The 26,999-nt window shown below is 53.2% G+C and carries 23 protein-coding genes; 7 read left to right on the top strand and 16 right to left on the bottom strand.

The genetic code is table 11. The annotated features are described in order from the left end of the window. Positions 1-76 precede the first annotated feature (76 nt). Positions 77-562: a cupin domain-containing protein gene (locus HMF8227_RS00825; protein ID WP_239421168.1), complete on the bottom strand. Its 486-nt coding sequence runs from the start codon at positions 560-562 to the stop codon at positions 77-79. Between the two features lie 187 nt (positions 563-749). Between HMF8227_RS00825 and HMF8227_RS00820 the strand changes: the two genes are divergently transcribed. Continuing rightward, on the top strand, positions 750-1,169 hold the full coding sequence (locus tag HMF8227_RS00820; RefSeq protein ID WP_162558436.1) for a hypothetical protein: 420 nt from the start codon (positions 750-752) through the stop codon (positions 1,167-1,169). Between the two features lie 17 nt (positions 1,170-1,186). Here HMF8227_RS00820 and HMF8227_RS00815 read toward each other — a convergent pair whose 3' ends face one another. The 6 genes from HMF8227_RS00815 to HMF8227_RS00790 form a co-directional block, all read right to left on the bottom strand. After that, positions 1,187-2,629, bottom strand: coding sequence for an amidohydrolase family protein (locus HMF8227_RS00815; RefSeq protein ID WP_109338371.1), 1,443 nt, complete (start codon positions 2,627-2,629; stop codon positions 1,187-1,189). A 149-nt stretch (positions 2,630-2,778) separates the two neighbouring features. Next, positions 2,779-3,951, bottom strand: a complete 1,173-nt coding sequence (gene prpF / locus HMF8227_RS00810; RefSeq protein ID WP_109338370.1) for a 2-methylaconitate cis-trans isomerase PrpF — start codon at positions 3,949-3,951, stop codon at positions 2,779-2,781. A 192-nt stretch (positions 3,952-4,143) separates the two neighbouring features. After that, positions 4,144-6,738 carry a Fe/S-dependent 2-methylisocitrate dehydratase AcnD gene (acnD, locus tag HMF8227_RS00805; protein WP_109338369.1) on the bottom strand — a complete coding sequence of 865 codons (2,595 nt, stop codon included), beginning with the start codon at positions 6,736-6,738 and terminating at the stop codon, positions 4,144-4,146. 85 nt (positions 6,739-6,823) lie between these two features. Next, entirely contained in the window at positions 6,824-7,945 is a 1,122-nt protein-coding gene (prpC, locus tag HMF8227_RS00800; protein ID WP_109338368.1) for a bifunctional 2-methylcitrate synthase/citrate synthase, read from the bottom strand. Between the two features lie 66 nt (positions 7,946-8,011). Further along, complete coding sequence (gene prpB, locus HMF8227_RS00795; protein ID WP_109338367.1) at positions 8,012-8,893, bottom strand: methylisocitrate lyase; 882 nt, start codon at positions 8,891-8,893, stop codon at positions 8,012-8,014. Beyond that, a complete protein-coding gene (locus tag HMF8227_RS00790; RefSeq protein WP_109338366.1) occupies positions 8,890-9,567 on the bottom strand; it encodes a GntR family transcriptional regulator in 678 nt (225 codons plus the stop codon). The genes prpB and HMF8227_RS00790 overlap by 4 nt, the downstream gene beginning before the upstream one ends. 192 nt (positions 9,568-9,759) lie before the next feature. On the opposite strand from HMF8227_RS00790, the gene HMF8227_RS00785 reads away from it, so the two are divergent. From HMF8227_RS00785 to HMF8227_RS00770, 4 genes are all read left to right on the top strand, one after another. Then, on the top strand, positions 9,760-11,256 hold the full coding sequence (locus tag HMF8227_RS00785; RefSeq protein ID WP_109338365.1) for a protein adenylyltransferase SelO: 1,497 nt from the start codon (positions 9,760-9,762) through the stop codon (positions 11,254-11,256). A 628-nt stretch (positions 11,257-11,884) separates the two neighbouring features. After that, positions 11,885-12,043: a hypothetical protein gene (locus HMF8227_RS14985; RefSeq protein ID WP_162558435.1), complete on the top strand. Its 159-nt coding sequence runs from the start codon at positions 11,885-11,887 to the stop codon at positions 12,041-12,043. A gap of 190 nt (positions 12,044-12,233) precedes the next feature. After that, a complete protein-coding gene (locus HMF8227_RS00775; protein WP_109338363.1) occupies positions 12,234-12,851 on the top strand; it encodes a BamJ family beta-barrel-assembly machinery protein in 618 nt (205 codons plus the stop codon). Positions 12,852-12,986: 135 nt separating this feature from the next. Continuing rightward, entirely contained in the window at positions 12,987-13,793 is an 807-nt protein-coding gene (locus tag HMF8227_RS00770; protein WP_109338362.1) for a DUF2797 domain-containing protein, read from the top strand. 38 nt (positions 13,794-13,831) lie between these two features. On the opposite strand, the gene HMF8227_RS00765 is transcribed toward HMF8227_RS00770, so the two are convergent. The 4 genes from HMF8227_RS00765 to hutC form a co-directional block, all read right to left on the bottom strand. Continuing rightward, a complete protein-coding gene (locus tag HMF8227_RS00765; protein ID WP_109338361.1) occupies positions 13,832-15,409 on the bottom strand; it encodes a methyl-accepting chemotaxis protein in 1,578 nt (525 codons plus the stop codon). A 172-nt stretch (positions 15,410-15,581) separates the two neighbouring features. Beyond that, positions 15,582-17,096 carry a histidine ammonia-lyase gene (gene hutH / locus HMF8227_RS00760; RefSeq protein ID WP_109338360.1) on the bottom strand — a complete coding sequence of 505 codons (1,515 nt, stop codon included), beginning with the start codon at positions 17,094-17,096 and terminating at the stop codon, positions 15,582-15,584. After that, positions 17,096-18,763 (bottom strand): urocanate hydratase, encoded by a 1,668-nt coding sequence (hutU, locus tag HMF8227_RS00755; RefSeq protein ID WP_109338359.1) that lies wholly within the window; start codon positions 18,761-18,763, stop codon positions 17,096-17,098. Before hutU ends, hutH begins: the two co-directional genes overlap by 1 nt. Before the next feature lie 47 nt (positions 18,764-18,810). Then, positions 18,811-19,515, bottom strand: a complete 705-nt coding sequence (hutC, locus tag HMF8227_RS00750; protein WP_109338358.1) for a histidine utilization repressor — start codon at positions 19,513-19,515, stop codon at positions 18,811-18,813. Between the two features lie 90 nt (positions 19,516-19,605). On the opposite strand from hutC, the gene hutI reads away from it, so the two are divergent. Both hutI and HMF8227_RS00740 read left to right on the top strand, forming a co-directional pair. Continuing rightward, the gene (gene hutI / locus HMF8227_RS00745) at positions 19,606-20,826 is read left to right on the top strand and encodes an imidazolonepropionase (RefSeq protein WP_109338357.1); all 1,221 of its coding nucleotides are present in this window, start codon (positions 19,606-19,608) and stop codon (positions 20,824-20,826) included. A gap of 82 nt (positions 20,827-20,908) precedes the next feature. Next, positions 20,909-21,823 carry a substrate-binding periplasmic protein gene (locus tag HMF8227_RS00740; RefSeq protein ID WP_109338356.1) on the top strand — a complete coding sequence of 305 codons (915 nt, stop codon included), beginning with the start codon at positions 20,909-20,911 and terminating at the stop codon, positions 21,821-21,823. A 20-nt stretch (positions 21,824-21,843) separates the two neighbouring features. On the opposite strand, the gene HMF8227_RS00735 is transcribed toward HMF8227_RS00740, so the two are convergent. From HMF8227_RS00735 to HMF8227_RS00715, 5 genes are all read right to left on the bottom strand, one after another. Continuing rightward, on the bottom strand, positions 21,844-22,590 hold the full coding sequence (locus tag HMF8227_RS00735; RefSeq protein ID WP_109338355.1) for a type 2 periplasmic-binding domain-containing protein: 747 nt from the start codon (positions 22,588-22,590) through the stop codon (positions 21,844-21,846). Positions 22,591-22,904: 314 nt separating this feature from the next. Beyond that, on the bottom strand, positions 22,905-23,591 hold the full coding sequence (locus tag HMF8227_RS00730) for a hypothetical protein (protein WP_109338354.1): 687 nt from the start codon (positions 23,589-23,591) through the stop codon (positions 22,905-22,907). A gap of 339 nt (positions 23,592-23,930) precedes the next feature. Then, positions 23,931-25,337 carry a nitrogen regulation protein NR(I) gene (glnG, locus tag HMF8227_RS00725; protein WP_109338353.1) on the bottom strand — a complete coding sequence of 469 codons (1,407 nt, stop codon included), beginning with the start codon at positions 25,335-25,337 and terminating at the stop codon, positions 23,931-23,933. Next, a complete protein-coding gene (glnL, locus tag HMF8227_RS00720; RefSeq protein WP_109338352.1) occupies positions 25,337-26,392 on the bottom strand; it encodes a nitrogen regulation protein NR(II) in 1,056 nt (351 codons plus the stop codon). The genes glnG and glnL overlap by 1 nt, the downstream gene beginning before the upstream one ends. Before the next feature lie 73 nt (positions 26,393-26,465). Further along, positions 26,466-26,999, bottom strand: coding sequence for a DUF4124 domain-containing protein (locus HMF8227_RS00715; RefSeq protein ID WP_109338351.1), 534 nt, complete (start codon positions 26,997-26,999; stop codon positions 26,466-26,468).

The raw sequence follows: 26,999 nt of genomic DNA, 5'->3' as shown, positions 1-26,999 counted from the left end.
TTTGGCTCCAGCGAAGTGATGATTGCTTTTCTGCTAACTTACCATAACTTATACAGTTAATTAGGTTCTGGCAATCTCAGACACCCGAGATCAGATGCTCAAGGGTTGGGGCTAAGGCTCGCAGCTGCTCCGCTTCCGCAGAGGCTGGGTCCATCAGGGTAAAATCGGCAAACTCAAATCCCGGTGCCACCGAGCAGCCCACCAGAACCTTGTCCGATAAAGGCTCGGTTGCCTGCCACATACCCGCAGGGACAACATGGCAAAAGCAGTTCTCCAGAGCGGACAGAATGACACTCTTAGGACGGCGATGACTACCGTCCCATAGCGTCAGCTTGATGCCCTCGCCCCGGTATAGATTCCATACTTCATCGGAGGTCACTCGATGGAACCGGCTGACCTCTCCCGGATTCAGGGAGAAATAAATATGGGTTAAGGCGCTGCGCTCATGAGCGTTGTCGGTCTGCACCCGGTGAGCGGAGCGAAATACTTCCTGGAATCGACCGCCTTCAGGATGCTCAACCAGTGCATTCGGCGTCATCGGCGACAAATTTTGCTCTTCCATTGGCTTTTCCTTTTGTGAATGCCTCCAGACTCTCAGTATATGGTGCTCAAAACGCCCCCGCATGACTCTTTAGTGAAAATCCACTCACATTCCGTCTTAGGAAACCAGAATGAAATAAATCCGCAATATCACTGTCATAGTTGGCAGGCAGACTAGGTGCCGTCATTCTAACGGACCCGGATTTGTTATGTTGAAACGTTCAACCCTTGTACTCGTAATCAGCAGTGTCGCTTTTACTGCACAGGCGAATTTAACCGATGCCTCAAGCCCATGTCAGATGAATACAGCCATATTAGAACTGGATACTGACAAGTTCAGCCACCAGGAAAACCGTTGGACTTTAGTTAAAGGTCAACAGGAAGTCGTGTTCTCAGGTTCGCGCTATGCGGGCAACCACCAACATCGCGAACAATTATGCCTGGATGATGGAGATTACACCCTGACCGTTGAAGACAACTACGGTGACGGCCTGTCCGAGGGACACTACCGCCTGATGGTAAACCAACAGACATTAGCCGAAGGCGCGGATTTTGGTTACCGCAACGTGCACAGTTTTACTCTGGGTCAGGGTAAAACTCAGGCACCAACAACCCAACCCGGCGAGTAACGCCGGGCCTGAATCTGTTACTCCGCGCTGTCGGTAGTCGATACCTGAGCAAAGGCTGTCACTGGTCGTAACTGCCCGTAGCGCATCACATGAGTGATAGTTCGAAAGGCGCTCGCGGAGTGACCGGGATCCTGTTTCAGGATAATCAGGTCAGCATTCTTACCCTTCTCGAGCGTACCTAACTCGTTCTCCAGACCCATAGCCTTAGCGCCATTTTGGGTCGACATGACGATAATATCCTTTGGCTCAATGCCAGCTTCTTCCATCATTTCCAACTCTGTATAAATAGCAGGACCGTGAAATACGACTGGGATCCCGGCATCGGTGGAAGTGGCAACAGTAATACCCGCCTCATGGACTCGCTTGGCATTCACCTGTGCCATCTGCAATAGCTCCCCGCGAGCAAGAAGCTTGTCGGCAAACTGCGTGGCGGACATTTCCTGATAATAGCTCTTGAAAGTCTGATATCCCTCCTGAACCAGGACGCGGGTTCGCTCGTCGATACAGCCATTCGGATCATCAAAATCAGGGGGTAAACCATGATAAATTTCCATCTCTGCCAAAGCTTTTAGTTTCTGCATACCCATGGTCGGCTGGTAAACAACGTCGTTTTTCTTGGCCAGAGACAAAAACTCCTCGTCAACAAGTTGGTCCTCAACACTGTGCACCAGTATTTCTGCACCTGCTTTGAGAGCCGACTTTGCTTCTCTAAGCTCCGGTGCATGAACTATTAACTTGAGCCCGAGACGCTTGGCTTCCTGGCCGACCACCTTTAATCGCTCATCAAACTCATCTACGACGTCATCGGCAGGTGGCTGATACCAGACCTTTACTGCAGACGAACCTAGCTGAGCTAACCTAGCAACGCTCTGTCTCGCTTCTTCATCCGTTGCCATTGGTAAGAACTCAGGTGTGCCTCTGTATTTTTGATGAGTCATTACAAATCTCGAGGCTGGTGAAGCTCCGTGGGTGATCAAAGGTCCCGAACCAAAAAATCTTGGAGCATTTGGGTTTTTAATGGAGGAACTTTGCAATGGCAAAGTCCAGGGAAAGCCACCAGTGTCAAGAACTGCCGTGATGCCTGAACACAAATAACTATGGTCAAACTTCTCAGTGTGCTCCTTCAGGTAATCTTGTGCATCGCTTAAATCATACGCTTTTTGAGCAAGGAGCGAACCTTGCCGAGTATCAATCCAACCACTGGCGGCGTAGTGGACATGAGCATCCACTAAGCCTGGAGTAATAAATTTCCCCGAGGCATCAACAATATTGGCAGTATCAGGAACCGTGCAATCCGAGCCCATACAGCGAACATGGCCCTTATCTACAACGATAGTCGCATCGGTTAGCGGGGCAGCGCCTGTGCCATCATAAACTGTGGCGCCGGTGATAACTGAGGGTACAGCACTGACTAAGGGCGTAAAGACAACGCCTAGTAATAACAAAAAACGTCTCATCATCCTTCTCCTTGAGGCTAAGGGGAGATACTTCCTGCTGACATTCAACTCTCCCAATACGAGATTACGTTGACCCGAGCGGGTCAGAGGCAAGAATAGACGAGATCAGGGATAAGTCTAAGCAGGGAAGTCTCCCCCTGCCTGTAAGGCGATTATGCCAGTGTATCGCTAGGTATTCTCACCCAGCCTTCCATCAGTACCCGAGCGCTGCGGCTCATGCTGACCTTATCCACATTCCAGTGACCATTGGCCTGGCTGGCCTTACCGCCCACGGTGAGCGTCCCGGAAGGATGTCCGAAGGTCACCGATTCGCGGTCACCACCGCCGGCGGCCTGATTCACCAGAGTGCCGGGAATGGCCGCGGCAGCGGCAATGGCAACGGCCGCAGTGCCCATCATGGCATGGTGCAATTTGCCCATTGACAAGGCCCGCACCAGCAAATCAATATCCTCAGCGTTAACCTGCTTGCCACTGGATGCCGTGTAACTCTTTGGCGAGGCCACAAAGGCCACCTTGGGCGTATGCTGACGATTAGCCGCCTCAGCCACATCCTGAATCAGGCCCATCTTAATCGCACCGTGTGCACGTATGGTCTCGAAACGCGCTAAGGCTTCCGGGCTACCATTAATCGCCTCCTGCAATTCAGTGCCCTGATAGCCAATTTCATCAGCATTTAAAAATACCGTGGGGATGCCCGCGTTGATCAGGGTGGCGTTGAGCACTCCAACACCGGGCACCTCCAGCTTGTCCACCAGGTTGCCGGTGGGAAAGATGGCGCCATCCACCGGCTCGACGAAGTCCACCTGGACCTCCGCCGCCGGGAAAGTCACCCCGTCCAGTTCAAAATCGCCGGTCTCCTGCACCTCTCCGTTGGTCATGGGGATATGAGCGATGATGGTCTTCTGGATATTGGCCTGCCAGATTCGGATCTCGGCAATACCATCATCGGGAATGCGATCGGGATGCACCAGATCGTTGGCGATGGCAAAGGCGCCCACGGCCGCGGTCAGGTTGCCGCAGTTACCGCTCCAGTCGATAAACGGCTTATCGATAGAGACCTGTCCAAACAGGTAATCCACATCATGATCCGGCTTATCACTGGCCGATAAGATCACCGTCTTACTGGTACTGGAAGTCGCTCCGCCCATACCATCAGTGTGCTTGCCATAAGGATCGGGGCTGCCGATTACCCTTAACAACAACTTATCCCGCTTCTCACCTGCCACCTGCGCCGCCTCCGGCAAATCCTGCAGCCGAAAAAACACGCCTTTCGAGGTGCCGCCTCTCATATAGGTGGCCGGGATTTTAATCTGAGGTTGATACATGTTTGTCTCCAAGATTATTCACCATTGTCAGCGGCACCGAAGTGGTCGAGGGAACGACCACCAAACACATCAATGTTTGCGAGCCAGCAAAAATCACACTTTTTGCGCCGCGACCCAAGCGGGCTGTCGGGAGCAGCACGCTTGTTATATTCCAGCAATGGATTCCTGCTTGCGCAGGAATGACCATGACCCTTAGGCAGTTTCCGCCTCAATAAAGTCCTGGGCAAAACGCTGTAAGACGCCACCAGCTGAGTAGATAGACACTTCCTCTTGAGTATCCAGTCGGCAAATCACCGGCACATCCAGCTGTTCGCCGTCCTTGCGGGTAATGTGCAAGGTTAGCTCAGCGCCCGGGGCTACATCGCCTTTGACGTCGTAGACTTCGCTGCCATCAAGATTCAGCGTCTTGCGGGTCGTGCCTGCTTCAAACTCCAGCGGCAGTACACCCATACCAATTAAGTTGGTGCGGTGAATACGCTCGAAGCCCTCAGCCACAATGGCTTCCACACCGGCCAGACGGACACCCTTGGCGGCCCAGTCACGGGAAGAACCCTGACCGTAGTCGGCCCCGGCCACAATGATCAGCGGCTGCTTGCGCTCCTTGTAAGTCTCGATCGCCTCCCACATGCGGCTGACCTTGCCTTCCGGCTCGATGCGGGTCAGCGAGCCCTGCTTCACCTCACCGTCTTCCATCACCATTTCGTTCAACAGTTTCGGGTTAGCCAGAGTGGCTCGCTGGGCAGTCAGGTGATCGCCCCTATGAGTGGCGTAGGAGTTAAAGTCCTCTTCCGGAAGGCCCATCTTATCCAGATATTCCCCGGCCGCGCTGTCCAGCATAATGGCATTGGACGGTGACAAATGATCCGTGGTGATGTTATCGCCCAGCACAGCAAGCGGACGCATCCCGGTGAGTGAGGGCTTACCACTAAACTCCTTCTCCCAGTAAGGGGGGCGTCGAATATAAGTGGACTGAGGCCGCCAGTCGTACAGCGGGTTAATCTGCTCGCCATGATCCACGGCAATATCGAACATGGGCTCGTAAATCTTGCGGAACTGCTCCGGTTGTACGCTCTCACGCACAATGGCATCGATCTCGGCGTCATCAGGCCAGATGTCTTTCAACGTCACGGGGTTGCCGTCTTTGTCTTTACCCAGCTCATCTTTTTCGATATCGAAGCGAATGGTACCGGCAATGGCGTAGGCCACCACTAAAGGCGGCGATGCCAGGAACGCCTGATCGGCATGGGGATGAATCCGGCCATCGAAGTTACGGTTACCGGAGAGGACGGCGGTGGTGTACAGGTTCCGCTCTTTAATCTCTTGTTCAATTTTCGGGTCCAGCGCGCCGCTCATTCCGTTGCACGAGGTACAGGCAAAGGCCACCACACCAAAACCCAGTTTTTCCAGTTCCGGCAGCAGCTTGGCTTCTTCAAGATACAGTTGCACGGCCTTGGAGCCCGGTGCCAGTGAGGTTTTCACCCAGGGCTTGCGGGTGAGTCCCAACTTGTTGGCATTACGGGCGATCAGCCCTGCCGCGATCATATTGCGCGGGTTGCTGGTATTGGTGCAGCTGGTGATCGCCGCAATAATGGCGGCGCCATCGGGCATCTTGCCTTCTTCTTCGGCATCCAGGTGCTTGCTGATACCCCGGCTTTCGAGATCGGTGGTAGACACCCGGTTATGGGGCGTGGACGGTCCGGCAATGTTTCGAACCACAGATGACAGGTCAAAAGTAAGTACTCGCTCATACTCGGCGCCGGTCATATCATCGGCCCACAGGCCGGTTTGCCGGGCGTAGTTTTCCACCAGTTGTACCTGTTTATCGTCCCGGCCGGTCAACTTGAGATAGTCGATGGTCTGCTCGTCGATATAGAACATGGCCGCCGTGGCGCCGTATTCCGGCGTCATATTGGAGATGGTGGCTCTGTCACCCAGGGTCAGGTGAGAAGCCCCCTCACCGAAAAATTCCAGATAGGCCGATACAACCTTCTCTTTACGCAGGAATTCGGTCAGCGCCAAAACAATATCGGTGGCGGTGATTCCGGGCTGTGGCTTGCCTTTCAGCTCCACACCCACAATATCCGGCAGGCGCATGTAAGAGGCCCGGCCCAGCATCACGCTCTCAGCCTCAAGGCCCCCAACACCCACTGCGATCACACCCAGGGCATCCACCATGGGCGTGTGGCTGTCGGTACCCACCAGCGTATCGGGGAAGGCCACACCATCGCGAGCCTGCACCACTGGCGACATACGCTCTAAGTTAATCTGGTGCAGAATACCGTTCCCCGGCGGGATCACATCGACATTTTTAAAGGCGGTCTTGGTCCAGTTAATAAAGTGGAAGCGGTCTTCGTTGCGGCGTTCTTCCACGGCCCGGTTTTTCTCGAAGGCGTCCTTTTCATAGCCGGCGTGTTCTACCGCCAGCGAGTGGTCCACGATTAATTGTGTGGGCACCACGGGGTTTACCTTGGACGGGTCACCGCCTTTCTCGGCGATGGCATCCCGTAGCCCCGCTAAATCCACCAGCGCGGTCTGGCCCAGAATGTCATGGCAGACCACACGGGCCGGGAACCACGGGAAATCCAGATCACGACGACGCTCAATGTGCTGACGTAGCGCGCCTTCCAGTTGCTCGGGCGGGCAGCGACGCACCAGGTTTTCGGCAAAAACTTTGGAGGTGTAGGGCAGTTTGTCATAGGCGCCCGGCTGAATCGCTTCCACCGCCTCGCGGGTATCGAAGTAATCCAGGTTCGCCCCGGGCAAGGGCTTACGGTAATCAGTATTCATGGTCTTTTTCCAGGGTCATGCTAAGCAGGGTAATAGAACTGACAAAATAGAAACTCACCGGCCCATGCCGGTGAGTATTTGCTTACTAGCGCTCGCTGATAGCAGGTACCGGGCGCAGCTCTTCGCCGGTGTACTCCGCCGAAGGACGGATAATGCGGTTGTCGGCGCGCTGCTCCATTACATGGGCGGCCCAGCCGGTCAGTCGGCTCATCACAAAGATGGGGGTAAACAGCTTGGTGGGAATACCCATAAAGTTGTACGCAGAGGCATGGAAGAAGTCGGCGTTACAGAACAGCTTCTTCTCGCGCCACATCACTTCCTCACAGCGAACAGAAACCGGATAGAGCACGGTATCACCCACATCCTTGGACAGCTTTTCCGACCACTGCTTGATGATTTCGTTGCGTGGGTCAGAATCTGAGTAAACGGCATGGCCGAAGCCCATGATCTTCTCTTTACGCTCTAACATGCCCATCATTTCTTTCTCGGCATGCTCAGGAGAATCGAACTTCTCGATCATGTCCATGGCAGCCTCATTGGCGCCACCGTGCAGCGGGCCGCGGAGGGAACCGATGGCGCCGGTAACACAGGAATGCATATCCGACAGCGTCGATGCGCACACCCGGGCTGTGAAGGTGGAAGCATTGAACTCATGCTCGGCGTACAGGATCAGCGATACATTCATCACCTGCTCATGCAGTTCCCGCGGCTTTTCGCCGTGCAGCAGATGCAGGAAATGCGCACCGATGGTGTCATCGTCGGTCTCCACGTCCACTTTCACGCCGTCGTGGGTGAAGCGATACCAGTAGCAGATGATACTGGGGAAGCAGGCCAACATACGGTCTGTTGCATCCTGCTGCTGGTCGAAGCTTTCTTCCGTTTCCAGATTACCTAACATGGAGCACCCCGTGCGCAGCACATCCATGGGATGGGCGTCTTTGGGGATACGCTCAAGCACCTCTTTTAGCGCCGTTGGCAGGCCGCGCAGTGAACGCAGCTTAGCTTTGTAGTCATCCAGTTCCTGCTGGTTGGGCAGCTTACCCTTGAGGATCAGATGGGCCACCTCTTCAAACTGGCATTTGTCGGCCAGCTCTTTCACGTCATAGCCGCGATAGGTGAGGCCAGAGCCGGATTTGCCCACAGTAGATAGGGCGGTTTTACCAGCCACTTGTCCGCGCAGACCTGCGCCACTGAGTTGCTTCGCCATAATTTGTCTCCTGGTGTTCTGTCAGTAATTTTGTTTCTGAGTAAGATTAACGTCGGGTATTGGCGTTTATTTATTCTTTCCTTCGGCAAACAAGGTATCCAGCTTTTCTTCATACTGGTGGTAGTCGAGATAATCGTACAGTTCCATACGGGTTTGCATGGTATCGACGACAGCTTTTTGATCGCCGTGCTCTAGGATGCTTGTATAAACATTTTCCGCCGCCTTGTTCATGGCCCGGAACGCGCTTAAGGGGTACAGCACCATATCGGCGCCCCACTCGGCCAGTTCTTTCTTATTCCACAGCTCTGTCTTACCGAATTCGGTGATATTAGCCAGAATGGGCACACCCAGGGCTTCGGCAAAGGCACGATAGTGCTCTTCGGTTTGTACCGCCTCGGCAAAGATGCCATCGGCACCTGCAGCCACATAAGCCTTAGCCCGTGCAATAGCGGCCTCTAACCCTTCCTGTGCGAAAGCATCGGTACGGGCCATAATGAAAAAATCTGGATCAGTTCGGGCGTCCACGGCCGCCTTAATGCGATCCACCATCTCACCGGTAGAGACAATTTCTTTATTGGGACGATGACCACAACGCTTCTGAGCCACCTGGTCCTCCATATGCACTGCTGCTGCACCGGCTTTTTCCATATCGCGAATGGTCTTGGCGATGTTAAAGGCGCCGCCCCAACCGGTGTCGATATCCACCAGCAGCGGCAAATCACAAGCCGAGGTGATGCGCTGTACATCGGCGATCACATCATTTAAAGAGGTCATGCCCAGATCCGGTAGGCCGTAAGAAGCATTCGCCACACCGCCGCCTGACAGGTAGATGGCCTGATGGCCGATTTTTTTGGCCATAATGGCGCTGTAGGCGTTAATCGTTCCGACAATTTGCAGCGGATGGTTATCCGCCAGCGCCTGTCTGAATTTCTTTCCCGGACTGGTCATAGTGTCTCCTGCTGGTTCTGGGTTAACTTGCGTTGAATATTGTTTCTGGAATAAAGAATATGGCGGCGCATCAGCATTTCCGCCAATTCCTCGTCTCGATTGGCAATGGCCTGCACAATCTGCTTGTGCTCATCAAAGGCAGTGGTCACTCTGGGCCCGGCCATGCCAAGCTGTACCCGGTACATACGCACCAGGTGATAAATGCCATCGATCAGCATTGAAATAAGGTGCTGGTTCTTGCTGCCGACAATGATGCGGTAGTGAAAATCGACGTCGCCCGCTTCCTGGTAATAGGACTGGCCGTCTTTAACCCGGTCGAAGTGTTCACCAAGCAGCCCTTGCAGGCTGTCAATCTCGTCCTGGCTCATATTACGTGCCGCCAAGCGGGCTGCCATGCCTTCCAGCGCCTCACGCACCTGATACAGTTCAATGAGCCCCTCGGGTGTCAGCGTTACTACCCGGGCGCCAATATTGGCTTTTCGCTCCACTAGGTGACAGCGCTCTACCCGGTTGATGGCCTCACGCACCACCGCCCGACTGACCTGATATTTTGTCGACAACCCCACTTCACTGAGTTTCGTGCCTGAAGGAATCTCTCCTTCTACAATATCCTTACGAAGCTGAAAAAATGTCTTGTCGGAAGAGGTCACCGGCTGTTCGTTGAAAAAGGCCATAGGTCGCTATCGAGCATTAAAGTGTCGACAATATAGCCTCGTATAATTCATTTATCAACCTATGACCGCTTTATTGTCGACAATACTTCGGTGCACCTGACTAGGGCTAGCAATAACCTTATAAAACAGACGTTGTTGTTGGCGGCCTGATGACCTAGGCTGCGCAAAGAAAAGGCACAGAAGCGCGAATTTATGACTCAGATACCCTTTCAGTTGAGCCAAAGCTACGCTCAGGCCCTGCCCGAAGCCGGTACTGTGTGGCCGCCGGCTCAGATCCACAAACCCCGCACCCTTTATTTTAATGACAAGCTTGCCCGGCAGTTGCACCTTCCCCTTGAAAACGCAGATTCCCATACATTGGCACAGCTGTTCAGTGGTAATGCCTTTCGCGATGCTGATACCTGCTTTGCCCAGGCCTACACCGGTCACCAGTTTGGTCAGTTAGCACCGATGCTGGGCGATGGCCGCGCAGTAATCTTAGGCGAGTGGCTGGACGATGATGACCGCCGTTGGGACATCGCTCTGAAAGGATCGGGCCGCACCCCATACTCGCGCGGGGGCGATGGTAAGGCCGCATTAGGCCCCATGCTACGGGAGGTATTGATCAGCGAGGCAATGGCCCACCTGGGCATTGCCACCACCCGCAGCCTGGCGGTGATCGGCACCGGCGAAGTCGTACACCGGCAGCACCCCGAACCCGGCGCCATCCTCACCCGCACAGCCGCGAGCCATATTCGCATCGGTACCTTCGAGTATTTTATGCATGGGCAGGATACAGCCAGCCTCAAAAGGCTGGCTGACTATACCCTGGAGCGCCATTTCCCTGAGTGCGCCAACAAAAAAGAGCCTTACCTGGCCATGCTGGATGCTGTCATTGAGCAACAGGCCCGGCTTGTCGCGCAATGGATGAGCGTGGGCTTTATCCATGGCGTGATGAATACCGATAATATTGCGCTGTCCGGTGAGACCATCGACTACGGTCCCTGTGCTTTTATGGATGCCTATCACCCGGATACCGTATTTAGCTCCATCGACCGCCAGGGCCGTTATGCTTATGACAACCAACCCATTATCATGCAGTGGAATCTGGCCCGCTTTGCTGAAACCCTGTATCCCCTATTGGACGGCGATCATGAACAACGTATCGAACGACTGACCCAGGCAGTACATACTTTTCAACCACAGTATGAAGCGGCTTATCTTGATAGATTCCGCCGCAAGCTGGGTCTCTTGCAAACGGCGCACACCGGTGATGGTCAACTGATTCAGGACTGGTTGTGGTTACTCGAACAGCAAAGTGTTGACTTCACTCTGGCGTGGCGACGACTCAGCGACGTATTGCGAGATAACGAGGCTGAGCTACTAAAACTGTTCGAGGATCCAACGCCGGTGAAATTCTGGCTAGACCGCTGGGAGCAACGACTCCTGGAAGATAAGAATAATGATTCTTCATTATCAGATAGCCAGCGAGCCGAGCAGATGGACCAGAGTAATCCGATCATTATCCCCCGCAACCACCGGGTGGAAGAGGCTCTGTCTGCCGCATCCGAAGAGGGAGACCTGAGCTTGTTTAACGCTCTGTTAGAAGCCCTGAAAGTCCCCTACCAGGATACTTCCCAAAACCAGCGCTACCAACAGGCAGCCCCCGCCGAGTTTAGCCAACGCTATAGAACCTTCTGCGGCACATGATGTTGACAAAGCTTCTCTGCCAACTCCTATACTCTCGTTATAACTACTCAATAACTATAAGAGGTATCGTTCGTGGAGCACTCTAGTGCGTTTCAGATATGGATTGAAGAGCGCGTGCTGGTGGTCCAAATAGCTGGTGCGTGGAGTCTCGAAACAGCAAAAGCATTTTCCAGAGAGTTGAAACATTACTCTCAGCCCCTGATAGATGCAGGTCAACCATGGGCCCATTTGGCTTTGCTGGAAGAGTGGCAATCAGGAACCTCTGACATAGAGCCTGAGATTCAGCGTCTTTCCAACTGGATGGTCCTTAACGGCTTGAGTTGCACTGCGAACGTTTTCTCCCCTGATGCGCTCAAAAGCTTTCAACTGAGCAGAATGCTGGAGCATCTCAGCGTTGCTTCAACTCGCTACGCATTCGACAATGAGAAAAGCGCTCGAAGATGGCTCGCGAGTCGCGGATTTCTCCACTGTGATTGATTTCCCAGAGACTTCGTCCTGTCTCAGCTTTTTAGTCTGCGGCATACGTTCGTTTGCGTCCTGCGACACCTTAGCCTCAAATCAAAAACAAAAATAATTAAAGCAATTTTCATATGCGCCGATAGCCCTAATTGAGAGCGAGGAGGTGAGTATGCAAGAACAAACCATGAGTACCGAGCAGTATCAGAGTGCCAAAGAGTGTGCATTGTTTTTGCCCGGCATCCCTGAAGTGGAGAGCCAGGCCTCAACCTTTAACTTGCCTCAGGCACTGCTGATGAAGCTGCGCCAATCGATGACCGAATCTGAGTAATGGCATAGATTCAGAGTTATCCGCTTTAACTACCCCAAGCAGACGGGCGGCCTTGAGCCGCCCGTTCTGTATTTAAACTGCGCAAAATGTTAGCATCCCCTGCTTTCCGCAAAGCGTTACTTCTCAATGACCACTTGCCCGCGGACATGCTGGTACGAGAGGTTCACTGACCACAGCAATAGGTAAATTAATGTCTAAATACGAGAGCGTAGAAGCCCGTGCCAGCTATGGCATCGGCCTGAATATGGGTGAGCAACTGGCCAGCAACCCTTTCGACGGCCTGGATATCGACGCCGTTACTGCCGGTATCGCCACGGCTTTTAATAAAGAGCCCAGTGAAGTCGCCCCTGAAGATCTGCAAGCCGCCTTCGAAGAGATTCAAAAGCGCATGCAGGCGCAAAAAGAAGAAGAAGCCAAGGCCCAGATCCAAGCCGGTGTAGACTTCTTAAAAGAAAATGGCGCACGTGACGAAGTCACCGTGACCGACACTGGCCTGCAATACGAAGTACTGGCCGAAGGTGAAGGCGAAAGCCCCACTGCGGAAGACAAAGTTAAGGTCCACTACCATGGCACCTTTATCGACGGTCAGGTGTTTGACAGCTCAGTACAGCGCGGTGAGCCCGTCGAATTCCCCGCCAATGGCGTCATTGCCGGCTGGACCGAAGCCCTGCAACTGATGAAGCCTGGCTCTAAATTCAAGCTGGCCGTGCCTCACCAATTGGCATACGGCGAGCAGGGTGCCGGTGGTGCGATTCCGCCTTACACCACTCTGTGCTTCGAAGTTGAACTGCTGGAAGTAGTTAAATAACTTACTTTTGAGTAGCAGAACTGTGGGAACGCGTATATTGCGCTGTTCCCGCAGCCTTATTCAGTTCCCTTCCCCTTCATGGCTTTCCCCAGCCTTATGTTAAACTGGCCTTTTTAGCCAAGAGCCCTAATCTCTATGCAAGGCCACCTTAATAAAATGACCAGTACACTGGCATCCCCAGTGCAGTACGCGCTGCCTGTCGGCGAGAACCAGTTACCCCTGAATGGCTACATCGGTAAACCACTGAACTTTAGCTTTACCGGCAATATCAACTGTAAGAATTGTGGCCGCAAGACCAAGAAGAGTTATTCTCAAGGCTACTGCTTCCCCTGCATGAAGAAGCTGGCGGCCTGCGACATGTGCATTATGAAGCCGGAAACCTGTCACTATCATCAGGGCACCTGTCGCGAACCAGAATGGGGCGAGCGCAATTGCATGATCGAGCACTATGTGTATCTGGCTAATACCTCTGGGCTTAAGGTAGGCATTACCCGCCACTCTCAGGTGCCTACCCGGTGGATCGATCAGGGGGCGACCCAGGCACTACCCGTCTTTAAAGTCCAGACCCGGCAACAATCGGGGCTGGTTGAAGTGGCCCTTGCCGAGATGGTCGCTGATAAGACCAACTGGCGGGCCATGCTCAAGGGCGACGGAGAGCCAATGGATCTGAAAGCGCACGCCAGGGAATTGGTGCCAGAGATTGGTGACAGGCTCAAAGAATTGCGTCTACAGTTTGGTGAGGAGGCCGTCCAGGAGCTGGACGAGGCCGTCACTGAGATTCGGTATCCGGTGACCCACTACCCCAAAAAAATTAGCTCCTTTAATCTGGATAAATCACCAGAAGTCAGTGGCACCTTGCTTGGTATTAAGGGCCAATATCTGATTCTGGATACAGGCGTGATCAATATCCGCAAATTTACGTCTTACGAAATATCCCTGTAAGAATCAACATTCCTGATAAAAAGGCCGGATATCCGGCCTTAATCATCATCCTCATCAAAGGCAGCAACCAGAGAACGAAACTCTGTCAGTCGCTTGCTGACGTCAGCCACTTCGTCAGTGGTTTGTTTCGCCATCGTGTGCACATGGGTGTTGCCTTCTTTAGCTTCATTGAGCGCCTGACTGACCTCTTTCACCGCATACGAATGCTCCTCGGATGCCGAAGCAATCTGGGTCATTTGTTCATTCACTGATTCGACTTCCTCACGAATCAGGCGCATTTCAGAGCGGGAGCGCTCACTCATATCAGAGCACTTGGTCGCCAGATCCGCATGCTGCTGCATTTCAGCGCGCCAGTTCTCAATAGAGGACACGATGCCGTTAATTGTCTCCTCGATTTCATCCACTGCTTCCTGAGTGTGAGCAGACAGGTTGCGGACTTCATCCGCCACCACAGAAAAGCCACGACCGGACTCACCCGCCCGAGCGGCCTCAATAGCAGCGTTGAGCGCCAACAGATTGGTTTGCTCTGCAATGTTATCGATTTTCTGACTGATGACTTTGGCGGATTCGGATTTTTCCACCAGCTCTTCCGTGGCGGAGGCACTGCGGGCAATATGCTGAGACAATTGTTCAGTATTGGTGGACGCCTCGTCAATCAGATCGGCCGATGAGCGGACCTTATCACTGGCCTCATTGCATGAGTCAGCAGACGCACTGGCGTTATTGCTGATTTCCTGGATGGCCTCTGACATCTGAGTCATCGATACTGAGATTTGCTGGGTAGCCGAAGCGCTCTGCTCAACGGCACTGAGCATCTCCAATGAATAGTCTTTGGTGGTCCCCAGAGTCTGTGACAGGTCATCCGTTCCCGCTTCAACTCTGGCACTCATCACCCTGAGGGCGCCTTCTTTGAGAGCCACTTCATATTGAAGGCGACCCCGCTCCCCCATACCGCCGAGTATTTGCTGTTGAGTCGGTGCAACATCTCCGTCCAGCCCAAGCTCCTGCTGACGCACATTGGCGTAGCGACCGATAAAGGCTGCCATTATCGCGGTTACCAAAGCGCTGGCGCCGGCCAGTAATGACTCCGATGTTAACAGGTAGGCCACCACGGCCAGAACGCCCACCGACAACAGGATCACCGGCAGCTGACTGGGCAGCGAAAGACGGCTTTGGTAAATCGACTCAGCCGCCTCTTTGTGTTCTTTATCTGCCGGCTCCAGAAACCATTGCGCTCCGACAGCCTTGCCTTTTCTGAATACCGGACGAACGTATGCATCCATCCAGACTTCAGAGCCCGCCTGGCTGCGAAATGGCACGATTCCTCGCCATGAAAGCTCTTGACCAAGCGCATGCTTGACCTCAGCCAGTACCTGAGATGGCACATCGGCAATGAGACTACCCACTCCCACCCGGGACTGTTTGATCTGTGCGTTCGTCAGCCCGAACATGGCCGTGGAGCTGTCATACATTCGTTGTAGCTTAAGCTCAAGACTGGTAGTGAACAGGACCGGCTGGGTTGGGTCATAGCCCGGTGCAGCCTGTGCCTGAACCCCCGATTGTTTGGACGTATCCTCTTCCTCAATAGGAAGGGCGTCTGCGGTCAGTGTCGGCATACTCGCCTCCTGATTTGGTCGATGAATTCATGTGGCGAGTGCGACTACCACATGGTGAGTTTTACTCTTAATGCTGAGCAAAAGATCGCCAAAAGTTGCAACGTGCTGTTTTAGCTCGTTAAGAAAATGCCCCACTGGCATTACTGGCCGGTGGGGCATTGAGCGGACCATACTATGCCAGAACCGGCACCAGCTGATTGAACCCGCCCGCAAGAATAATACCGGCGGCCGTTTCAATATCCGGTGAAAAGTAGCGGTCATGGTCATAAAAGCTGACCTTATCGCGAATGATCTGATAAGCCTGCTCCAGCTTGGCACTGGTCTTCAGCGGACGACGAAAGTCCACCCCCTGAGCGGCAGCCAGTAGCTCAACCGCCACGATGCCCCGTGTATTCTCTGCCATATCAGCCAGTCGGCGTCCGGCAAACGTTGCCATAGACACATGGTCTTCCTGATTGGCTGAGGTAGGTAAGCTATCCACCGACGCCGGATGAGCCAGAGACTTATTCTCGGACGCCAGCGCAGCTGCCGTCACCTGAGCTAGCATAAAGCCCGAGTTTACACCGCCATTTTCCACCAGGAAGGGCGGTAGTTTGCTGAGGTTAGCATCGATCAGAAGTGCCGTGCGCCGTTCGGACAAGGCGCCGATTTCGGCTAATACCAGAGCCAGGTTGTCCGCCGCCATAGCCACCGGCTCGGCATGGAAGTTACCGCCGGAGATAATGTCTTCACCAAACACCAAGGGATTATCGGTGACGCCATTGGCCTCAGCCAGTAACACCCCAGCGGCATGACGCATCTGGGTTAGGCACGCGCCCATGACCTGAGGCTGACAGCGCAGCGAATACGGGTCCTGGACCTTGTCGCAATTTTCATGGGAGTCTCCAATTTCCGACTGCTCTTCCAGTAGGTCACGAAAAGCTGCGGCGACGTCTATCTGACCTTTTTGCCCGCGAGCTTTGTGGATACGCGCATCGAAGGGTGAGCGGCTACCCAAGGCTGCTTCGACGCTCATGGCTCCGGCCACTATCGCCGCGGCGAGCGCATTTTCGGCATGAAACAGCCCCTCCAGAGCGAAAGCAGTGGACGCCTGGGTGCCATTCAACAACGCCAGGCCCTCTTTAGGTGCGAAGTTGACCGGGTGAATGCCGGCGATTTCCAGGCCTTTGGCCCCATCGAGGATCTCACCCTGATAGCGCACATGCCCCTCACCCATCAGTGGCATGCTCATATGCGCCAATGGGGCGAGATCGCCACTGGCGCCCACCGAGCCCTTCTTCGGCACGCAGGGATAAACACCGGCGTTTAGCAGTGCCACCAGATTCTCGATCACAATAGGACGAATCCCCGAGTAGCCCTGTGACAGCGCATTGATCTTAAGCAGCATCATCAGACGCACGGTGGCATCATCCATTAACTCACCGGTGCCCGCTGCATGAGACAGCACGATGGATTTCTGCAGTAGTTCCAGTTCATCGTGCTGAATGCGAGTATTAGCCAACAAACCAAAGCCGGTATTGATGCCGTACACCACCCGACCTTGGTCCAATACCGACTGCACCGCCTCGGCGGATCTGGCGATCACACCCTTGGCACTCTCGGCCAACTTGAGCCGCAATGGCTGGCGCTGGAATTCCCGTAAGTCGGCGAGCGTCAGCTCGCCCGGCATTAATACAAATTCTGACATTATTCTTCCCCCAGCATCGGCAGATCCAGGCCGTTTTCACGAGCGCAGTCTTTAGCGATGTCGTAGCCCGCGTCGGCGTGGCGCATCACCCCTGTGGCCGGATCATTCCACAATACTCGACCGATTCGCTCTGCAGCGTCATCGGTTCCGTCACAGACGATCACCACCCCGGCATGCTGGCTAAAGCCCATGCCCACGCCGCCGCCGTGATGCAGGCTGACCCAGGTAGCGCCACCTGCGGTACTGAGCAACGCGTTAAGCAATGGCCAATCAGACACGGCATCCGAACCGTCCAGCATGGATTCGGTTTCCCGGTTGGGACTGGCCACTGAACCTGAATCCAGGTGGTCCCGACCGATCACCACTGGCGCTTTGAGCTCGCCAGTTTTGACCATCTCGTTGAACGCCAGCGCCACACGGGCACGATCTTTCAGCCCAATCCAGCAAATGCGCGAAGGCAACCCCTGAAACTGAATACGCTCGCGGGCCATATCCAGCCAGTTATGCAGATGAGCGTTATCGGGGATCAGCTCTTTAACCTTCTGGTCAGTCTTATAAATATCCTCAGGGTCCCCGGACAGCGCCGCCCAGCGGAAGGGCCCAATGCCTTCACAGAACAGAGGCCGGATATAAGCCGGGACGAAGCCCGGGAAGTCGAAAGCGTTGTCCACACCCTCTTCTTTGGCCATCTGGCGGATGTTGTTGCCATAGTCCAGTGTCGCCGCACCACGGGCTTGCAGGGTCAGCATGGCCTGTACCTGAATCGCCATGGACTCTTTAGCGGCTTTCACGACTTGGTCAGGATGAGTTTCACGCTCGCCCTTGGCCTGCTCCAGAGTCCAACCTCTGGGCAGATAGCCGTTTAAGGGATCGTGCGCCGAGGTCTGATCGGTGACCACATCCGGAGTGATGTCTTTCTCCACCAATTCGGGGAAGATATCGGCAGCGTTCGCCAATAGCCCCACAGATATTGGCTTGTCCGTGTTTTTAATCAAGTCCAAGGCCGCTTCTAACGAGTCGGCTTTCTTGTCTAAGTAACCGGTGCGCAGACGGAAATCGATACGAGTCTCGTCGCATTCCACCGCCAACATGGAAAAGCCCGCCATGGTTCCGGCCAGTGGCTGAGCGCCACCCATGCCACCTAGGCCCGCAGTCAGGATCCATTTGCCCTCGGCCTTGCCATCAAAATGCTGACGGGACACGGCACCGAAGGTTTCATAGGTGCCCTGAACGATGCCCTGGCTGCCAATGTAGATCCAGCTCCCAGCCGTCATCTGGCCGTACATCATCAGGCCCTTCTTATCCAGCTCGTTGAAGTGCTCCCAGTTGGCCCAGTGAGGCACCAGGTTAGAGTTGGCGATCAGGACCCGGGGCGCGTTTTTGTGAGTGGTAAATACGCCCACTGGCTTGCCGGACTGGATTAACAGGGACTGGTTGTCTTCCAGACGCTGTAATACCTCGACGATCTTATCAAAGCAGGCCCAGTTGCGAGCGGCGCGACCGATACCACCGTAGACCACCAGGTCCTCTGGACGTTCGGCGACCTCAGGATCGAGGTTATTCATTAACATGCGCAGTGCCGCTTCGGTTTGCCAGCTCTTACATCTTAGCTGACTGCCGTGGGGCGCTCGAATCTCTCTTGTAGGGTCGTGTCTGTCGTTATTCATTCGATGCTCCAATGTTCTATCTATTCTGAGATCGGGGTTTATTTGGCCTAACGAAATGTCAGATGGCCACCCAGCTGGAATTTATCGCCGGGATGAGTCAGCACCGCATAGCTGACGGTTCCGGCTTTACTCCAGGTAGTGCGGTGTAAGCGCAAACAAGGGGCGTGGGCCTCCAATCCCAGATGCTGCTGGGCCAGAATATCCGCAGAGACAGCCTCAACCCGATGCTCTGCCTCGGTCAGTGGTGCCACCTGACACAGGTACTCATGGGGAGTAATCTGAGTGAAGTCCTGTTGCAGATATTCGGGCACCACCTTGGGATTCACGTAGCGCTGTTCCAACTGGATCGGACTGTCGTCCTGCCAGTGGCAAATCAAGGTCTCGAAGTAGCTATCCCCCCGATCCAGACCCAGCATGGCGGCAAACACCATCCCTGCCTTTTGCTCAGAGGCCACCAGCACCTGCGCTTTGTGCCTGTGCCCGCGATCGGCGATTTCATCGGCTATATTCTTAATTTCGAGGATCGAGGACTGACTCTTCAGGCTGGCCACCACCGAGGCGGCTCCCTGATTGCGTTTGATCAGCCCCTGGTCGGCCAGTTCCTGTAACGCTCTGCGTGCCGTCATCCGACTGACTGAAAACGACTCGGCCAGTTGGTTCTCCGAGGGCACCGGATGGCCCTCAGGCCAGTCGCCGGATTCGATCTGATCGAGCAGATGCTGCTTGATGGTCTGGTATTTACTGACTGCCATAACAGGTCCCTTTTCCCAAAATGTTTGACACTTACACCTTGTATATACAAGATAGAACAAAGTGTCAGCCAACACAATAAGAGAGCTAGTATGTCCGATAGTGTTTTTTGCATCGTGAATGTTCACCTCGCCACCATGAACCCAAAGCATGGAGCCTATGGTGCTATCAAAAACGGGGCTTTGGTGGCAAATAAAGGCAAGATTGTGTGGCTGGGCAAAGAGCGTGACCTGCCGGCAGACTACAGGAACATTGGACCCATCGACGGTCAGGGCCAGTGGCTGCTGCCGGGACTGATCGATTGCCACACCCACCTGGTATTCGGCGGCAACCGTGCCGATGAATTTGAACAGCGTTTGCAAGGAGTCAGCTATGCCGACATCGCCAAGGCTGGCGGCGGCATCCGCCGCACCGTTCAAGCCACCCGTGAAGCCAGCGAAAATGAGTTACTCTCACTGGCCCTGGAGCGGGCTCAGACGCTGATCGACCAAGGCGTGACCACGGTGGAGATCAAGTCCGGCTACGGACTGGACACAGATACCGAGCTAAAAATGCTTAAAGTAGCGCGTAAAGTCGGCGAAAAGCTGCCAATACGCGTTAAAACCACCTTCTTAGGCGCCCATGCTCTACCGCCAGAATTTGATGGCAACCCCGATGGCTATATCGAACTGGTGTGTAACGAGATGCTGCCCGAAGTCGCCAAACACAACCTGGCCGATGCGGTGGATGTATTCTGTGAGTCCATCGGCTTTAGTCGCGAGCAGACCCAGCGAGTATTTGAAAAGGCCAAGGCCTTAGGTCTACCGGTGAAACTGCATGCCGAGCAATTATCCAACCTGGGCGGCAGCACCCTGGCGGCCGAGTATCAGGGGCTGTCGGTGGATCATATCGAGTATCTGGATGAAGCAGGCGTTAAAGCCATTAGTCAGAGCGGGACTGTGGCGACCCTTCTCCCAGGGGCTTTCTATTTTTTAAAGGAAACGCAAAAGCCACCGGTGGATCTTCTGCGCCAGTACGATGTACCCATGGCCATCGCCACCGACTTTAACCCCGGTTCCTCGCCGCTGTGCCAGCTGCAACTAATGCTTAACATGGCTTGCACCTTGTTCGCCCTCACGCCCGAGGAAGCCCTTAAAGGCGTGACCCTCAACGCGGCTAAAGCCCTGGGGTTAGACGATCAAGTCGGTAGCCTGGAACTAGGCAAAGCTGCCGACATGGTGCTAATGGCTATCGACCATCCCAATCAACTGGCGTATAACTTTGGTGTCAATCCAGTAAAAAGTCGGTGGTTGAGGTCAAAACACCTCGTTTAGCCCTGCAAGCGGCAGAAAGTGGCTATCAGAGACCAACGAATTATACTTATTAATTATTTGTTTCTTATCAGGCTACTATTAGATGCGGTTAGTGCTTGGCCTTTTTTTGTTCTGCTGTCACTTCCTGTCATCCGCCGAGCCCGATGGCCTACCTCAGATAACAGTCGATTATCGTGACTACCAGGGCTCTCATGAGGTCGAGGGTAGAAAAACCGCGGCTCATACGTATCTATTCAATGAAGACGCTAGGACGGTTCTAAAACTGGCAACGTTAAACTGGTCGCCTTACATCGCCGAGAAAGCCTGCGAAAAAGGGTGGGTGTTTCAGACCGCTGTCGCACTGCTCCACCGTCAGGGGTATGGGGCTCAAATCACCTTTTACCCCTGGGCGAGAGCCATTACCCTGGTGGAGTCGGGTAAGGCCGACATTCTGTTTCCAGAGTACTTTATAGAGCCTGAGGCGTCTTCGGACGTGTTTCCCGGTACCCGCCGGCTTGATCACCTTACTCTTTCGCACTCTTTCGGCGCGGGTCCCATCGCATTCATCAAGCGAAGAGGTTACGACACAAGCCATTATAAAAACTTAATATCCCTTAAAGATGAGTTCATTGGCGTGGTTCGTGGCTATCAGAATACGCCTGAGTTTGATCGTTTAATGGAAATGGGCACCTTTAATGTCGTCGAGGCACTGAGTGACCTTAACAATGTAGAGCTGTTGCTCAATAACCGAGTAAACCTGATCATTGGCGACCCCAAAGTGGTCAGAGAGGAAATTCGGCTCTCCGACTACGCGAATGAAGAAAAAGTCGAAATGCTTGCAACCATAGAAACCGTCAAGCCTATTCTGCGTATGAACAAACTGTTTTTTGCTATCTCGAAACATCGCAAAGATGCCAAAAAATTAAAACACGAGCTCAATCAGGCCATCGATAGCTTTAAGAGACAGGGTGTCATCAACAACATTCAATATCGCTGGCAACGTCACTGCTTAAAATAGAGTCGCTTTATGGCCCCCTCTCAGGGTGTTTGCTGCTCGTTACTGATTTCCGCCCAGAACCGTTCTACCAGTGCGGGATGTTGTCGATAAAAATCTTTATTAAAAGCCACGTGCCAGTTTGCCTCGACCAGACTGGCTTTGGTGGGCACAACTTGTTGCTGAATACCCAGCTGCTGGACCAAAGTCATTCCAATGCGTCGCTCCAAAACATAAGCATCCAGCTTTCCTTTTGCCACCATCGATAAACCTTTGGAGGGAGAATACTGAAAGCCACTTAATAACCCCAGGTCAGCGAGCTGTCCGTGAACAATATACCCCAACGGGGCGCCCACGCCATAACGTCCATTTTCCTGCAACTCCCGGATAACCTGAGCCCGGGATAACTCCAATAATTTCGAGTTGGTGCCAGTGGGGTTCACAAAAAGCGGATAGTTGGCACGAATAAAATAAGACTCTTTCGGAAAGGCAAATTGCTGCTCTCGCTCAGGCGTGTTGATCATCACAAACAAGGCATCGGCAAGACCCTGCTTCACCAGCTGTTGACATTTTAGCCATGAGAAACGATCAAAAAGTGGCTCTATATTGAGCTCTTCACTGACAGCACTAATACGTTTCACCAGTATACCTGGCTTACCCACCTGCACCTCTCTTTCGTCATTGATATAGGGAGGCTGAGCGTGCAGTTCATAACAGAACTTAACAGGCTGACTAAATAGAGCGCCCGCCCAAACCGACAAGAAAAAGGCCAATACCACACGAAGTAACATAGGTTCTGTGTTTCTCTATTCGTAGATAGACAAAGTATTGTAGACAAGCCACTTGTATACAAGTGAACAGCCAAGCGGTTTGCTAGTTAGCTCCCAGTATTCAAAGCCGCTCGTTAACACCACCGCGCCGAAACTCACAGACTACACAGACTAATAGCCCATTGAGCTCTATATTCATTCGCTCAGCTTACCGGTGAGAGGATTACATCCCAGCCCAAGCGCCTGGTTTGGGCTCAATGGCAACTGGGCTATAGCTTTGGGGCTAATCCGGAAGTAAATCAGTGGCGGGGCGTGAGCCCTACCTAATATTATTATTACTTTTTCATTGGAGAGCCTGTTTTACTTGCAATACGGCTACAAACCATCTGTGCCATATTTAATGCGTTTTCAGGGTCTCGTCCATGCTCGTTCACGAAAAAAGTTAGTTCGGATGAGGCTATGTTCGAATCTGGCTTACCCACAAGGATCCCTACAGCATCAATAACACGACTATCGGTCCGGCCCTTGTTGAAATACATTCTAGCGGTATTTGCAATACCTTCAGCAGTTATCGCCCCTTCTGTGGCCACTGTAATGAAGAGAAGTCGCTGGGAGCGTATCCCTAGAACATCGGAAGTTGACTTTAATTGTGAAGCCCCTTTCTTAATCAGGTCGTTCTCTATATTTCTATACAAGTAGTTCTCAATTTCCTGCCGAAAGCGAGTGGAGTTAGGATGCTTTTGTATAAGCTCTTCAACATGGACTTCGCCAGCCCAGCTTTTGGCTAACCATACATCTCTTTTAGTACGTTGGTTCAACCAATCTCCGAGTTTTTTATCCCTAGACGTCTTAAACTCTTTATGCTCAACGATTAGGCTGCGGTCCATAGCTAGAAAATCAGCTTTTTTATCCCCTTCAGAGAATACAGGGCGGAACTTTTCATCGTCCAGATCTTCAACGTCTCTTAGAGTAAACAACAGTTCACAGGCTCTTTTCCCAAGGCTGGTTGTAAAATCCTTCATATATTAATTTCCTAGAGTTAATCAATATCCAATTTCCGCAAAAAAGTTACATATACAGTTTTCTTTAGCTGATGGGCGACTCCTGAGTGAAGGTACACTTTTTGGCCCGTCAAAACACCCTGTGGCGGGAAGGCGCCGGAGAAAAGTGGGACGATTTTCAGGGAAGAAAATCGAGCGAAGACGAACAGGGAGTGAGTGTGAGCGACCGACTTTTCCAAGTCTGACCGGCACGACTAGGGTGCCTACGGGCCTCTAGGTCTTTTTCGCCGGTTTTGTGAGCTGACAAAACCGGCTGGCTCGCCACGGACGGCGAGTCATATCCGCAAGGAAGCAAATCCACTATAGATCCAGCTCTTTTAGCTTACGAGTCAGGGTGTTACGCCCCCAGCCCAGACGCTTGGCGGCTTCCTGTTTATGACCACGGGTATGGTGTAAGGCTCGCTCCAGGAGTACCTTCTCAAAAATGACGCTGGCTTCGTCCAGGATGCCGTCTTTATTGGTCACCAGTTGCTTGTCGGCCCAGTGGGCCAGTAGCTCCGGCCAGTCGCCGTCCACAGCTTGCTCACTGACTACCGGCTTTTGGTCGTAGAGCTCTGGTGGCAGATCGGAAGGGATGATTTCCTGACCGCTGGCCATCACCGTCAGCCAACGGCACAGGTTCTCCAACTGACGGACATTCCCCGGCCAGGGCAAATCTTTGATGACCTTTGCCGCCTCCTTGCCCAGAACCTTGGCTTCTACATCCAGCTCTTTGGCGGCGCTGGACAGAAAGTGCTCCGCCAAGAGCGGGATATCTTCACGACGATCACTGAGTTTTGGAATATGGACCCGAATTACATTCAGGCGATGGAACAAATCTTCACGGAAGCGGCCCTCCGCCACCCGCTGCTCCAAATTTTGGTGAGTGGCAGCAATAATCCGCACATCCACTGACACCGCCTGATGTCCCCCCACCCGATAGAACTGACCATCGGCCAGCACCCGCAATAGCCGGGTTTGCACGTCCAATGGCATATCACCTATTTCATCCAAAAACAGTGTCCCGCCATTGGCTTGCTCAAAGCGTCCTTTTCGGGCGGCCTGCGCGCCGGTGAAAGCGCCTTTCTCATGACCGAACAATTCCGATTCAATGAGATCTGTGGGGATGGCCGCCATATTTAGAGCAATAAAGGGGTTGTCGGAGCGAGGACTGTGTTTGTGTAGCGCGTGAGCCACCAGTTCCTTACCTGTGCCCGACTCACCATTAATAAGAACGCTTATACTTGAACGCGACAAACGGCCGATGGCGCGAAACACCTCCTGCATGGCGGGCGCTTCACCGATGATCTCAGTTTGCAGTTGCGGTTTCTGCGGCGCGTTCTTAGACGCCTGTTCTCGGGCGTGAGACAAGCCTCTTTTCACTAAAGTAACCGCCTCGTCGATATCAAAGGGCTTTGGCAGATACTCGAACGCCCCGCTCTTATAGGCATTGACCGCACTGTCGAGGTCGGAGTGAGCGGTCATAATGATCACGGGTAGGTTCGGATACAGCTGATGCACTTCTTGCAGCAATTCCATACCTCCCATCTGCGGCATCCGAATGTCGGAGACAATCACCTCCGGCTGCTGCTCGGTTTGCAGCTGCAGTAACAAATCTTGCGGATTCTCAAAACTTTCGCACTGAATCTGTGCGGTTTGCAGAGCTTTCTGTAAAACCCAGCGGATGGAGCTGTCGTCGTCAACGATCCAAACGGGTGCAACACTCATTAACTTGGCTCCCTCTTATCAATTGGCAGGTAGATAGTGAATTGGGTTTCTCCCGGCCAAGACTCCACCTCGATCTTGCCTCTATGATGGTCAATCAAATGTTGTGCGATGGACAGTCCAAGGCCGGTACCGTCTTGCTTGCCACTGACCATAGGGTAAAACAGGGTGTCTTTTAGTTCATCGGGGATGCCCGGGCCATTGTCGATAATCTGAATACGGGCGCATAGCGGGGTATTGCGACCGTGGATCACCACATTTCGCTCAATACGAGTTACAAAACGAATCTGACCTTGTCCCTCCAGCGCCTGAGCACTATTGCGGGCGATATTCAGCACCGCCTGCTGGATTTTGTCCTGATCCATCCAGATATCGGGAATACTGGGGTCATAGTCGCGCACCAGCTTAATGTCGGCAAAGTCATCCACACTGATCAGCGTCCGGATCTTCTCTAATACCTGATGCAAGTTATGCCAATCGAACTGGGGGGGCTGATTCGGTCCCAACAAACGGTCAACCAGGTTACGCAAACGGTCTGATTGCTCTACGATAAGGCCGGTATATTCGCCTAACTCCGGGTCTTGCAACTGCATCTGTAACAGTTGCGCTGCACCTCTTATACCCCCTAAGGGGTTCTTAATTTCATGAGCGATACCACGAACCAGCTCTCTGGCGGCTTGTTGCTGGGCCCACTGCTGGTTTTCCTTACTAATCCGACGCAGACTGTCGATGGGTTTGATTTCCAACAGCAGCAGTTCCTGCTCCTGTTCGTTAAAGCTACTGACAGTAATCTCAGCCAGACAGTGACGACCATCGAACAGGGTCATCTTGACCTCAGTATCGGAAAAGCTACTGCGTTGTTCTAAGGCATCCTCCAGACGCTGAGTTTCCAGGCTCGATTGTAAGACCAATCGCTCCAGAGGCTGTCCCCGCAGTTGATTTCGGCTCTGCTCAAAAAAACCTTCTGACGCCGGGTTGGCGTACACCACGGTCAGACGTGCATCCAGCACCAGTAATGTGGTGGATAGCTGATTCAGCAAATTGTCCTGACGGATCATGGCCCTCTCCAAACCGAATGCACCATTTTTGTGCATCCTAATTTAGCATGAATTCTACAGGGTGCGTTACTTGCTAGTTGCTTTGTTGATTCTGGTGCAGAATCGAGAAACGATGCAGATAAAAGACCCTTTCGGGTGAGGATGCAAGGATCTTGCCTGAACGACCAACATACTGAATTTTTACCCGATGTTCGCCACGATCCACATTCTCCAACGCAAACTGGGGGCTGGAACCGCGATGAATGACCTGCCCGTCGAGCAATAAGTGAAATTCACCGTCCGCTGCTTTGGGCTGCATATGCCCCATAACGGTGAGATTCCCCGCGTTATTACGGATATTCGCCTCATTTTGGGGCTGAGTAATGGTCAGTTGATACTCGGGTTTAAGCCGTTTTTTCCGCTTCGTCTTTTCGACATCGGCGGAAGAGCGAGGGTTTGGCGTAGCCAATGGCTCGGCGGTATTAGCCTTTGGTAAGCCAACCTTCTCGGCACCCGCTACCGGTTTGTCGGTATAAACCACGGTGCCGTCTTCTTTGACGACCTTATACACTGTGCCTGCGGACACCGACAAACTCAGCAACAAAATGAATAAACTCAGTAAGCGCAT

Source organism: Saliniradius amylolyticus (genome assembly GCF_003143555.1).
GTDB lineage: Bacteria > Pseudomonadota > Gammaproteobacteria > Enterobacterales > Alteromonadaceae > Saliniradius > Saliniradius amylolyticus.
The sequence above is the reverse complement of the archived record's forward strand: the minus strand, read 5'-3'. Positions and strand labels throughout refer to the sequence as shown.

What these genes read in the sequence shown, in the direction of transcription:
- glnL (WP_109338352.1), bottom strand. Translation starts at nt 26,392, where the DNA reads ATGATCCGTCAGGACAATTTGCTGAATCAGCTATCCACCACATTACTG.
- HMF8227_RS00730 (WP_109338354.1), bottom strand. Translation starts at nt 23,591, where the DNA reads ATGAAGGATTTTACAACCAGCCTTGGGAAAAGAGCCTGTGAACTGTTG.
- HMF8227_RS00775 (WP_109338363.1), top strand. Translation starts at nt 12,234, where the DNA reads ATGTCTAAATACGAGAGCGTAGAAGCCCGTGCCAGCTATGGCATCGGC.
- HMF8227_RS00715 (WP_109338351.1), bottom strand. Translation starts at nt 26,999, where the DNA reads ATGCGCTTACTGAGTTTATTCATTTTGTTGCTGAGTTTGTCGGTGTCC.
- HMF8227_RS00740 (WP_109338356.1), top strand. Translation starts at nt 20,909, where the DNA reads ATGCGGTTAGTGCTTGGCCTTTTTTTGTTCTGCTGTCACTTCCTGTCA.
- acnD (WP_109338369.1), bottom strand. Translation starts at nt 6,738, where the DNA reads ATGAATACTGATTACCGTAAGCCCTTGCCCGGGGCGAACCTGGATTAC.
- HMF8227_RS00765 (WP_109338361.1), bottom strand. Translation starts at nt 15,409, where the DNA reads ATGCCGACACTGACCGCAGACGCCCTTCCTATTGAGGAAGAGGATACG.
- HMF8227_RS00825 (WP_239421168.1), bottom strand. Translation starts at nt 562, where the DNA reads ATGGAAGAGCAAAATTTGTCGCCGATGACGCCGAATGCACTGGTTGAG.
- prpB (WP_109338367.1), bottom strand. Translation starts at nt 8,893, where the DNA reads ATGACCAGTCCGGGAAAGAAATTCAGACAGGCGCTGGCGGATAACCAT.
- hutI (WP_109338357.1), top strand. Translation starts at nt 19,606, where the DNA reads ATGTCCGATAGTGTTTTTTGCATCGTGAATGTTCACCTCGCCACCATG.
- prpC (WP_109338368.1), bottom strand. Translation starts at nt 7,945, where the DNA reads ATGGCGAAGCAACTCAGTGGCGCAGGTCTGCGCGGACAAGTGGCTGGT.
- hutC (WP_109338358.1), bottom strand. Translation starts at nt 19,515, where the DNA reads ATGGCAGTCAGTAAATACCAGACCATCAAGCAGCATCTGCTCGATCAG.
- HMF8227_RS14985 (WP_162558435.1), top strand. Translation starts at nt 11,885, where the DNA reads ATGCAAGAACAAACCATGAGTACCGAGCAGTATCAGAGTGCCAAAGAG.
- HMF8227_RS00770 (WP_109338362.1), top strand. Translation starts at nt 12,987, where the DNA reads ATGCAAGGCCACCTTAATAAAATGACCAGTACACTGGCATCCCCAGTG.
- glnG (WP_109338353.1), bottom strand. Translation starts at nt 25,337, where the DNA reads ATGAGTGTTGCACCCGTTTGGATCGTTGACGACGACAGCTCCATCCGC.
- prpF (WP_109338370.1), bottom strand. Translation starts at nt 3,951, where the DNA reads ATGTATCAACCTCAGATTAAAATCCCGGCCACCTATATGAGAGGCGGC.
- hutH (WP_109338360.1), bottom strand. Translation starts at nt 17,096, where the DNA reads ATGTCAGAATTTGTATTAATGCCGGGCGAGCTGACGCTCGCCGACTTA.
- HMF8227_RS00820 (WP_162558436.1), top strand. Translation starts at nt 750, where the DNA reads ATGTTGAAACGTTCAACCCTTGTACTCGTAATCAGCAGTGTCGCTTTT.
- hutU (WP_109338359.1), bottom strand. Translation starts at nt 18,763, where the DNA reads ATGAATAACGACAGACACGACCCTACAAGAGAGATTCGAGCGCCCCAC.
- HMF8227_RS00815 (WP_109338371.1), bottom strand. Translation starts at nt 2,629, where the DNA reads ATGATGAGACGTTTTTTGTTATTACTAGGCGTTGTCTTTACGCCCTTA.
- HMF8227_RS00790 (WP_109338366.1), bottom strand. Translation starts at nt 9,567, where the DNA reads ATGGCCTTTTTCAACGAACAGCCGGTGACCTCTTCCGACAAGACATTT.
- HMF8227_RS00735 (WP_109338355.1), bottom strand. Translation starts at nt 22,590, where the DNA reads ATGTTACTTCGTGTGGTATTGGCCTTTTTCTTGTCGGTTTGGGCGGGC.
- HMF8227_RS00785 (WP_109338365.1), top strand. Translation starts at nt 9,760, where the DNA reads ATGACTCAGATACCCTTTCAGTTGAGCCAAAGCTACGCTCAGGCCCTG.